Origin of the sequence: Devosia ginsengisoli (assembly GCF_007859655.1) — a bacterium.
GTDB lineage: Bacteria > Pseudomonadota > Alphaproteobacteria > Rhizobiales > Devosiaceae > Devosia > Devosia ginsengisoli.
In genome coordinates, this window is sequence record NZ_CP042304.1 from 2,463,895 (window position 1) to 2,472,936 (window position 9,042).

Genomic DNA, 9,042 nt, shown 5'->3' on the forward strand with positions numbered 1-9,042 from the left:
AGAGGTAACGGCTGAGGCGTCGGGAGTACGCGGGAATCCATGCTTTCGCTCACCAAGGAACAGGAAGCCACCCTGGGTCTGGAATTGGCCACCAAGCGCCAGGAACACAGCGACCTCAACGCGGCCATCGATACGCTGACCAGCTCGCATGTGGCCGACCGCATGCTCATCCAGCGGCTCAAGAAGCGCAAGCTGGCGCTCAAGGATCGCATCGTCCAGCTCGAGAATATTTTGCTGCCCGACATCATCGCCTGATGGGTCCACCGCCTTGATGTGTGGCGACAATTGGGCTAGTTCCGCGCTTTGCAAAGACCGATAGGGGAATCGGCCGTGCTCACAAAACCGCTCGTCGCCATCGTCATGGGCAGCCAGTCCGATTGGCCCACCATGCGCCTCGCCGCCGAAACGCTCGAAGCGCTCGAGGTCGAATACGAGGCGCGCATCGTCTCCGCCCACCGCACCCCCGAACGCCTGGTCGATTTCGCCAGCAATGCGCGGGCCGAGGGCTTCAAGGTCATCATCGCCGGTGCCGGCGGCGCCGCCCACCTGCCGGGCATGATCGCCGCGATGACACCGCTGCCGGTCTTCGGCGTGCCGGTCAAGTCCAAGGCACTCAACGGGCAGGATAGCCTGCTTTCCATCGTGCAGATGCCCGGCGGCATTCCCGTCGGCACCCTGGCCATCGGCGAACCCGGCGCCATCAATGCCGCGCTGCTATCAGCCGCCGTACTGGCCTTGTCCGACGATGACCTGGCCGACCGGCTCGACACCTATCGCGCCCGCCAGACGGCGACCGTCCCGCTCTTTCCCGCAGATACCGAGTAGACCTTGGCAAACGACAATTCCGCGCTGCCGCCAGGCAGCATGATCGGCATTCTCGGTGGCGGCCAGCTCGGCCGCATGCTGGCGCTGGCCGCGGCCAGGCTGGGCATGCGCACCCACATCTTCTGTCCCGACCCTGATAGCCCGGCCTTCGAGGTCACCCCGCACAAGACCGTCGCCGCCTATGACGACGAGGCGGCCCTCGCCGCCTTCGCCGATGCGGTCGATGTCATCACCTACGAATTCGAGAATGTCCCGGCCGCCACGGCCGAGTTTCTTGCCGCCAGGAAGCCCCTGCGCCCCGGCGCCAATGCGCTGGCCGTGTCGCAGGATCGCCTCGCCGAAAAGGGCTTCCTCGCCTCCAAGAACATTCCCGTCGCGCCCTATCGCGCCGTCGAGACCATCGCCGATCTCGAAGCCGCCATCGACGCGCTCGGCCTGCCCGCCGTGCTCAAGACCACGCGGCTGGGCTATGACGGCAAAGGCCAGCGCGTCATCCGCGAGCGCAGCGAAGCCGCATCCGCCTTTGCCGAGCTCAGCCCCAAGCCGCTGGTGCTCGAAGCCTTCATGCCCTTCGAAAAGGAAATCTCGGTCGTCGTCGCCCGCAATGCGTCAGGCGAAGTGCGCGCCTTCGACGCCGCCGAGAATGTCCATCGCCACCACATCCTCTTCACCTCGACCGTACCGGCCGATATCCCGCCCGGCGTCGAAAAGCATGCCGCCATGCTGGCCAAGGTCATCGTCGTGGCACTCGACTATGTCGGCGTGCTCGGCGTCGAATTCTTCGTCATACCGGGCGAGCGCCCAACCCTCATGGTCAACGAGATCGCCCCCCGCGTCCACAATTCCGGCCACTGGACCGAGGCGGTCTGCCTCACCGACCAGTTCGAGCAACACATCCGCGCCGTTGTGGGCTGGCCGCTGGGCGACCCGGCCCGCATGGCCGACGTGGTTATGGAAAGCCTCGTCGGCGACGAAGTCCGCATCGTGCCATCGGGCCTCGACGGCAACACCCAACCCCATCTCTACGGCAAAACGGAAGTGCGGCCCGGCCGCAAGATGGGCCATGTGAATAGGATCACCCGCAGATAACGCCACGCCCTCGTGGTTCGAGGCTCGCGAAGAGCTCGCACCTCACCATGAGGGCTACTCTTGGTGCGGTGTTCCAGTAGCCCTCATGGTGAGGCGGGAGCGCAGCGACCCTCGAACCACGAGGGCGTGGCACTACCGTCTCAGCCATCCCCGCATCGCCCCCACCACCGCCCCCGGATTTTCCATTGTCGGCAAATGCGCGCTGTCGGGAAACCGCACCAGTTCCGCCCCTGAAATCCCCGCCACGATCTCCTCGGCCAGCTCGGGCGGCGTCATCTTGTCCAGCTCGCCCACGCCCGCCAAGGTCGGCACCGCGATATCGCCCAGCCCCGGCCGCGAATCCACCCGGTTCATAATCGCCACCTGCTGGCGCAGATAGGCCGCCTGCCCCACCCGCTCGGACATGGCCTGCACATCCCGCGCGACCGGCTTGCCCATATGCTGCGGCGCAACCAGGCTCCCCAGCAGCCCGCGCGACACGCCGATGAACTTGCCCCGCCCCACCATCTCGATGCCCTTGCGGCGCGTCTCCTTGCGCGCCGCGTCATCGGCCCGCGCCGAAGTATCGAGCAGCGCCAGATGCGTCACCCGCTCCGGCGCCTGCCGCATGATCTCGAAGGCCACATAGCCGCCCATGGAGAGCCCGGCCAATGCAGATCGGGCCGGCGCTGCCGCCAGCACCCGCGCCGCCATCGCCGCGATGGAATCGTCCTGCGTCAGGTCGGCCACCATGGCGTGGGCATCCAGCTCAGCCATCACGTCGCGCCACAGCCGCTCGTCGCAGATCAGCCCCGGTAGCAGCACCAGTTCACTTGTCATGTCGGTCTCCCGGTGGCAAAATCACCGGGCTCGACTGTTCCGCTTCGATGCGCCCAAGGGCAAGGCCGCGCAGGCCAAATCCGCGGTTTTTCTCATCGGCACAGTGGACAAGCCCACTCAGCTGGGCTATAGAGCGGCCCACGGTGACTGGCCCTGCTGGTCGGCGACGGTGCTTTTTGGCTCCGGCGCTATCATCCAAACCCACATGTCTAAGCTTCGAAAGGGCGGTTGACCTTTGCAAGTAGTCGTTCGCGATAATAACGTTGACCAGGCGCTGCGCGCGCTCAAGAAAAAGCTGCAGCGCGAAGGCGTCTTCCGCGAGATGAAGCTGCGCAACTACTATGAGAAGCCCTCCGAGAAGAAGGCTCGTCAGAAGGCCGAGGCTGTCCGCCGCGCCCGCAAGCTGGCCCGCAAGCGTGCCCAGCGCGAAGGCGGTCTGCCCGCTCCGACCGCAACTGCACGTCCCGGCCAGGCCGGCCGTCCCGCAGCTGCCACTCCGCGCACCTAAGCGCCTTCTGCCATCAGTTTCGAAAACGCCGCCTCTCGGGGCGGCGTTTTTGTTTGGCTTATAGGCTGGGTGGATTCACGCGCGCTGCGCGTCAATGCTAACAGTCTGCTAACCAATTCCGTCAGTCTGCTATCGCGCGCTCGAAGAACGGCTCGGCATGGCTCCAGATGCCGCGATCCCACAGATCGCTATGCCCGGCTCCCGGCTCGATCCACAATTCGTCCTTGTTGGGCGCCAGCGCATAGACGCGCTCGCCATTGCTGACATCGATGGTTACGTCACCCGTGCCATGCGCCACCAGCACCGGCTCGGTGACATCCGATATCCACTGGTTCACCGGAAACTGGTCCTGCATCACCAGCCCCACCGGCAGATAGGGATAGCGCTCCCCCGCCACCGTCACCGCCGACAGGAACGGCGTTTCGAGCAGCAGCGCCTCGGCATCGCGTACGCTGGCGACATAGGTGCTCGGCCCCGAGCCCAGGGAGCGCCCCCAGATCACCAGCGGAAAGCCCTTCTCCGCCGCCCAGTCGAACATAACAGTGGCGTCGTCCAGAATGCCCTGCTGGCTGATGCTGCCCGGCGAGGCCGGAAAGCCGCGATAGTCGAAGGCCACGAAGCCATAGCCATCGGCAACGAACTGCTCATAGCGCTCGTGTTCGGCGCTGAAACTGCCCGAATTGCCCTTGTAATAGACGATGACCGGCTTGCCCGCCTGCGGCGCCTGATACCAGCCATGCACCACGCCATCATCAGATGGCACGGCAATGTCCTCGGCTCCGCTGAGCGCCGTATCGGCCAGATCAGTGATCTCGCCCTGAGCGTCATACTGCAACGCGCGCTGGTTGAAATACATGTAGCCGACGACGCCGACATAGGCGACGACAAGCACGACCAACAGAACAAGCAGGATGCGGCGCAGCAGCTTCACGGGCGGGACCTCGGGCAAAGATTCGAGGTGAGCCTACACCAATTGCCGGTGTCGCCCATACCGCCTCTACAGTTCGCTGATCGTCTGCTGCAACGCCCGCTCGAACACTTCATCCGGTTGCGCACCCGACAGCGCATATTTCTCGCCGAACACGAAGAACGGCACGCCGCGAATGCCCTGCGCCGCCGCATCGGTCGCCAGCTGTTCGGTAATCGCGAGTTCGTTCTCGTCATTCATCGCGTCAATCGCATCGCCGCGATCAAAGCCATATTCCACCGCGATATCGGCCAGCACATTGTCGTCGTTGATCTGGCGATGTTCGAGGAAATAGGCATTGGCAATGGCATTGGCCAATTCGTGCTGGATGCCCAGCGGCTTGGCCAGCCGCGTGATCGTATGCGCTTTCTTGGTCGGGAACATGCGCGGCTGCTTACTCAGGTCGAGATAGACCCCGGCCTTCTTCGCCTCGCCCTCGACGCGCGCCCACATCTCGCTGGGCTCCTTGCCATACTTCTCGCGCAGCATGTCGGCCACGACAACGCCCTCGGCCGGCGTATTGGGGTCGAGATAGAAGGGATGGTTCTCGACCACCACGTCGATATCGTCAGGCAAAGCCGCGATGGCCTTGTCGAGCCGCGCCGACCCCACCAGGCACCAGGGGCACACGACATCGGTAAACACATCGATCTTGAGCAGCTTGGCCATGGTCACATCCTTTGTTGCCCCTCACATGGCGCGGAAAACCCCACGCGGCAAGAACGCACCCGAATGTAACCTAGGCGGTTTGGCTGTTGGTGACGGCAAAGGGCGGCGACCAGGCGGCCGCAAAGCTCAAGCCCACAAAGGCGCTGAACCCCATCCAGGCCATGCCCGGGGCCATCACCATGGCGGCCTTGGGGTCGACCTGGCCGACACGGATCATCGCGCCAAGCCCCAGGATCAGCAGGGCGAATGCCACCATGCTCAGGGCCAGCGGTTGCAGCGGCGCAACCACGAAGGGAAAGCCGATCGTGCCGGCCATCAGCGCCACGATCCACCAGCCGGCACGCTGCCCGGCCGCGCCACGACCGGCCACCATCCAGCGGGCCACGCCGAACAGCGGCAGGCAGCCCAGATGCAGCACAGCGCCCGCCCAGCCGGGCAGGCCGAGCGGCGAGAAAAACAGCGGCAGCACATTGTTGAACTGGCCCAGGCCATTGGCAATGACGAACACCGCCAGCGGCATGGCTGCACTCAGCACCAGGCCGAGCCCGTCGTGACGATCCACGTCGAGGGCTGCGAAAGGAGACTTTGAAACTGCCGTCATGGTCGCCATTTTCTGGCTCCCGTTGTTGTCATTGCCTTCCAGAGCAACAGCGCAAACGGCAAAAGGGTTCCGTTAACGTCAACAAGCGGGGTGCTGTGCTTTGCCGCCGCCTTGCGCTAGAACCGGCCGAAAATGGAGCCTGTCATGCCCATACTGCCCGACCTGGCCGCCCGCCTCGACGCCCTGGAAACCCGCATCGCCTTCCAGGACCAGACCATCGAGGACCTCAACGCCACCATCACCGCGCAATGGCGCCAGATCGACCTGCTGACCCGCAAGTTGGAGCAGATGGAAGAGCAGGTGCGCTCAGGCGTCCACATCGCCGACCCCGCGACCGAGCCCCCCGCCGCCGCATTACTGAGCTCCAGCTCGAACAGGGGCAAGCCATGCAAGCTGACCGCCGGAAGCTATTGCGCCTGGGGCTGGGCTCAGCCCTTGCCGCGGGGCTGGCATCGACACTCGCTGCCTGTTCCCGCGACAGCCTCGACCCCGCCGACATGGACGCCCTGCTGGCCCGCGAAAACGTGCCCGGCGCCAGCGTCGCCCTTATGAAAGACGGCGAACCCGCCTGGAGCGCCAGCTACGGTGTCAAGGCAGCGGGCGGTGCCGAACCTGTCGCGGCCGAAACCCGGTTTCAGGCCGCCTCCATCTCCAAAGTGATGAATGCCCTTCTCGTCCTGGCCCTGGTGCGCGATGGACTTCTCGATCTCGATATGCCGGTCAACGCCGCCCTCCATGGCTGGCAGCTCGAGGGTATCGATGCCGATAGCGTCACCGTCGCCATGCTGCTCTCCCATACCGGCGGCACCAATGTGCCGGGCTTTGCCGGCTATCCGCCCGGCACGCCCCTGCCCACGATCCTGCAGGTTCTCGATGGCCTGCCGCCCGCCAATTCACCGCCGATCCGTGTCGAGCGCCCGCCCGGCGGGCCAGCCGAATATTCCGGTGGCGGCACCACGATACTGCAGAAGCTGGTTTCCGACATAACCGGCGCTGACTATGCCTCCCTGCTCCATCGGCTCGTGCTCGATCCGCTGGCCATGGACCATTCCAGCATCGCTCAGCCGCCACCGGCCGGCTTTGCCGATTTCGCCAGCGGCCACGATGCCGATGGCAATACCCTGCCCGGCGGCTATCGCATCCATCCCGAACTGGCGGCCGCAGGCCTGTGGTCCACGCCCTCCGACCTGCTGCGCCCGCTCAATGCATCATCGCCTCGATGCGCGGCGCGCCCGGCGCTTTCCTGCCGCAGGCGCTGGCCCGGCGCATGGTGACGCCGGTTTCCAATGAAATGGGGCTGGGCGTCTTCAGCGACAGGCCTGGCTGGTTTCACCATCCCGGCAGCAACCAGGGCTTCCGCGCCTATATCCGCGCCAGCTACGAGACGGGCGACGGCTTCGCCATCATGTCCAATGGCGACAATGGTGGTGAGCTCAACGCCGTGCTGCGCCGCCTGCTCGAAGCCAGCCTCTAACAAAAAGGCCCGCCGAAGCGGGCCTCTTCAAATTTCGCGGCTCTTGCCAGAAACGGATTATGGCGAGTCAGATAGGGCGGGTTTTCGAGAACCGGAGCGGAGCGTACTTAAGTACGTGAGCACCGGAAGCGCAGAATACCCGTTCTAGCTGGCCGCCAGAATTCGTTTCTCAGTGCCCCAGGGCCTTGACGATGTCTTCCGTCATCTTCTTGGCATCGCCAAACAGCATCATCGTGTTGTCGCGGTAGAACAGCTCGTTCTGCACACCGGCATAACCGGCCGACATGCCGCGCTTGATGAACAGCACCGTGCCCGCATCCTCGACGTTCAGCACCGGCATGCCATAGATCGGCGAGGTCTTGTCGGTCTTGGCCGAGGGGTTGGTCACGTCATTGGCGCCGATGACGAAGGCGACGTCGGACTGGGCGAATTCGGAATTGATATCCTCCAGCTCGAACACTTCGTCATAGGGCACATTGGCTTCCGCCAGCAGCACGTTCATGTGCCCCGGCATGCGGCCCGCCACCGGATGGATGGCGTATTTGACGGTGACGCCTTCCTTCTTGAGCAGGTCGGCCATTTCGCGCAGGGCATGCTGCGCCTGCGCCACCGCCATGCCGTAGCCCGGCACGATGATGACCTTGCCGGCATTCTTCATCAGGAACGCTGCGTCTTCCGCCGCGCCCTGCTTGACCGGCCGATCATCCTCTTCCGCCCCGGCGGCAGCGGCGCTGTCGCCGCCGAACCCGCCCAGGATCACCGAGATGAAGCTGCGGTTCATCGCCTTGCACATGATGTAGCTCAGGATCGCGCCCGAGGAGCCCACCAATGCACCGGTGATGATCAGCGCCGTATTGCCCAGCGTGAAGCCGATGCCCGCCGCCGCCCAACCCGAATAGGAGTTGAGCATGGACACCACGACCGGCATGTCGGCGCCGCCGATCGGGATGATCATCAGCCCGCCCAGCACGAGGGCGAGAATGGTGATGGCCCAGAACAGCCACGGATCGGCCGAGGTCGTGAAGGCCCAGACGAGCAGCACGATGGCCACGCCCATGACGATATGGATGGCATGGCGCGCCGGCAGGATGATCGGCTTGCCGCTCATATTGCCGTTGAGCTTGGCAAAGGCGATGACCGAGCCAGTGAAGGTGAAGGCGCCGATGGCGACACCGATCGACATTTCCACCAGCGCCTGCGCATGGATATGCCCCGGCGCACCGATGCCGAAGGCCTCGGGTGCGTAGAGCGCCGCCGCCGCCACGAACACGGCAGCCAGGCCCACCAGCGAGTGGAAGGCCGCCACCAGTTGCGGCATGTCGGTCATCTTGACGGTGCGGGCCATATAGGCGCCGATGCCGCCGCCAAGGCCGATACCGCCCACGATCAGCAGCCAGCTGATCCAGTCGCTCGGTGCCGCCACGGCCAGCGTGGTGACAATGGCAATGCCCATGCCCACCATGCCGAACATATTGCCCTGGCGCGACGAGCTGGGGCTCGAAAGCCCGCGCAGTGCCAGGATGAACAGCACGCCCGAAACGAGATAGAGAAGGGCTGCAATATCTGCAGAAATCATCGGCTCAACCCTTCTTCTTGTACATTGCCAGCATGCGCTGGGTGACGAGGAACCCGCCGAATATGTTCACGCTGGCAAAAACCAGGGCGATGAAGCCGAACAGCTTGCTGACCCAGTTGCCGTCGGCGGCCAGATGCACGCCCACCGCCAGCAGCGCGCCCACCACGATCACCGAGGAGATCGCATTGGTGACGCTCATCAGCGGGGTGTGCAGAGCCGGGGTCACCGACCAGACCACGAAATAGCCCACGAAGATCGCCAGCACGAAAATGGCGAGGCGGAAAGTGAAGGGGTCGATCGCTTCCATTTACTTGGCTCCCTTGGGTGCTGCGGGCTTCTTGGCGGCAGCAGGTTTGCTGGCTGCTGCCGGTTTGGTTGCGGCAGGTTTGGGCGCGGCAGGTTTTTTCGCAGCCGGCTTCTTGGCTGCAACCGGTACCGCCGCCGCTGCATCGATTACCGCAGTCGCCTTTTTGGCCGCAGCACGCTTGGCCGGGGCCGGCGCTGTGGCTGCCGC

13 protein-coding genes are annotated in these 9,042 nt (G+C 64.6%); 7 read left to right on the forward strand and 6 right to left on the reverse strand.

Annotation, left to right across the window (positions count from 1 at the left end):
• The first annotated feature begins 39 nt into the window (after positions 1 to 39).
• The 3 genes from FPZ08_RS12060 to FPZ08_RS12070 all read left to right on the forward strand — a co-directional run bounded on the left by FPZ08_RS12060 (position 40) and on the right by FPZ08_RS12070 (position 1,914).
• Positions 40 to 255, forward strand: a complete 216-nt coding sequence (locus tag FPZ08_RS12060; protein WP_056255408.1) for a YdcH family protein — start codon at positions 40 to 42, stop codon at positions 253 to 255.
• 105 nt (positions 256 to 360) lie between these two features.
• Positions 361 to 825, forward strand: a complete 465-nt coding sequence (gene purE, locus FPZ08_RS12065; RefSeq protein ID WP_146293113.1) for a 5-(carboxyamino)imidazole ribonucleotide mutase — start codon at positions 361 to 363, stop codon at positions 823 to 825.
• Between the two features lie 3 nt (positions 826 to 828).
• Positions 829 to 1,914, forward strand: a complete 1,086-nt coding sequence (locus FPZ08_RS12070) for a 5-(carboxyamino)imidazole ribonucleotide synthase (RefSeq protein ID WP_281285629.1) — start codon at positions 829 to 831, stop codon at positions 1,912 to 1,914.
• Positions 1,915 to 2,046: 132 nt separating this feature from the next.
• Here the strand turns inward: FPZ08_RS12070 and FPZ08_RS12075 are convergent, their stop codons facing one another.
• Entirely contained in the window at positions 2,047 to 2,733 is a 687-nt protein-coding gene (locus FPZ08_RS12075) for an alpha/beta fold hydrolase (protein WP_146290255.1), read from the reverse strand.
• 235 nt (positions 2,734 to 2,968) lie between these two features.
• On the opposite strand from FPZ08_RS12075, the gene rpsU reads away from it, so the two are divergent.
• The gene (rpsU, locus tag FPZ08_RS12080; protein WP_146290256.1) at positions 2,969 to 3,241 is read left to right on the forward strand and encodes a 30S ribosomal protein S21; all 273 of its coding nucleotides are present in this window, start codon (positions 2,969 to 2,971) and stop codon (positions 3,239 to 3,241) included.
• Positions 3,242 to 3,362: 121 nt separating this feature from the next.
• Here rpsU and FPZ08_RS12085 read toward each other — a convergent pair whose 3' ends face one another.
• From FPZ08_RS12085 to FPZ08_RS12095, 3 genes are all read right to left on the reverse strand, one after another.
• Positions 3,363 to 4,172 carry an alpha/beta hydrolase gene (locus FPZ08_RS12085; RefSeq protein WP_146290257.1) on the reverse strand — a complete coding sequence of 270 codons (810 nt, stop codon included), beginning with the start codon at positions 4,170 to 4,172 and terminating at the stop codon, positions 3,363 to 3,365.
• 66 nt (positions 4,173 to 4,238) lie between these two features.
• Positions 4,239 to 4,877 carry a DsbA family oxidoreductase gene (locus FPZ08_RS12090; protein ID WP_146290258.1) on the reverse strand — a complete coding sequence of 213 codons (639 nt, stop codon included), beginning with the start codon at positions 4,875 to 4,877 and terminating at the stop codon, positions 4,239 to 4,241.
• A 70-nt stretch (positions 4,878 to 4,947) separates the two neighbouring features.
• The gene (locus FPZ08_RS12095; protein WP_186766967.1) at positions 4,948 to 5,478 is read right to left on the reverse strand and encodes a tryptophan-rich sensory protein; all 531 of its coding nucleotides are present in this window, start codon (positions 5,476 to 5,478) and stop codon (positions 4,948 to 4,950) included.
• A gap of 144 nt (positions 5,479 to 5,622) precedes the next feature.
• Between FPZ08_RS12095 and FPZ08_RS22810 the strand changes: the two genes are divergently transcribed.
• From FPZ08_RS22810 to FPZ08_RS12110, 3 genes are read left to right on the forward strand one after another with little or no spacing between them, the layout of a single operon-like run.
• The gene (locus FPZ08_RS22810) at positions 5,623 to 6,030 is read left to right on the forward strand and encodes a SlyX family protein (RefSeq protein ID WP_146290260.1); all 408 of its coding nucleotides are present in this window, start codon (positions 5,623 to 5,625) and stop codon (positions 6,028 to 6,030) included.
• A complete protein-coding gene (locus tag FPZ08_RS12105; protein ID WP_186766968.1) occupies positions 5,976 to 6,752 on the forward strand; it encodes a serine hydrolase domain-containing protein in 777 nt (258 codons plus the stop codon). Before FPZ08_RS22810 ends, FPZ08_RS12105 begins: the two co-directional genes overlap by 55 nt.
• A complete protein-coding gene (locus tag FPZ08_RS12110; protein WP_146290262.1) occupies positions 6,698 to 6,952 on the forward strand; it encodes a serine hydrolase domain-containing protein in 255 nt (84 codons plus the stop codon). The genes FPZ08_RS12105 and FPZ08_RS12110 overlap by 55 nt, the downstream gene beginning before the upstream one ends.
• Positions 6,953 to 7,121: 169 nt before the next feature.
• Here the strand turns inward: FPZ08_RS12110 and FPZ08_RS12115 are convergent, their stop codons facing one another.
• Together FPZ08_RS12115 and FPZ08_RS12120 are read right to left on the reverse strand one after the other, a co-directional pair.
• Positions 7,122 to 8,528: an NAD(P)(+) transhydrogenase (Re/Si-specific) subunit beta gene (locus tag FPZ08_RS12115; protein ID WP_425457539.1), complete on the reverse strand. Its 1,407-nt coding sequence runs from the start codon at positions 8,526 to 8,528 to the stop codon at positions 7,122 to 7,124.
• Positions 8,529 to 8,532: 4 nt separating this feature from the next.
• A complete protein-coding gene (locus FPZ08_RS12120) occupies positions 8,533 to 8,835 on the reverse strand; it encodes a proton-translocating transhydrogenase family protein (protein ID WP_146290263.1) in 303 nt (100 codons plus the stop codon).
• Positions 8,836 to 9,042: the final 207 nt, after the last annotated feature.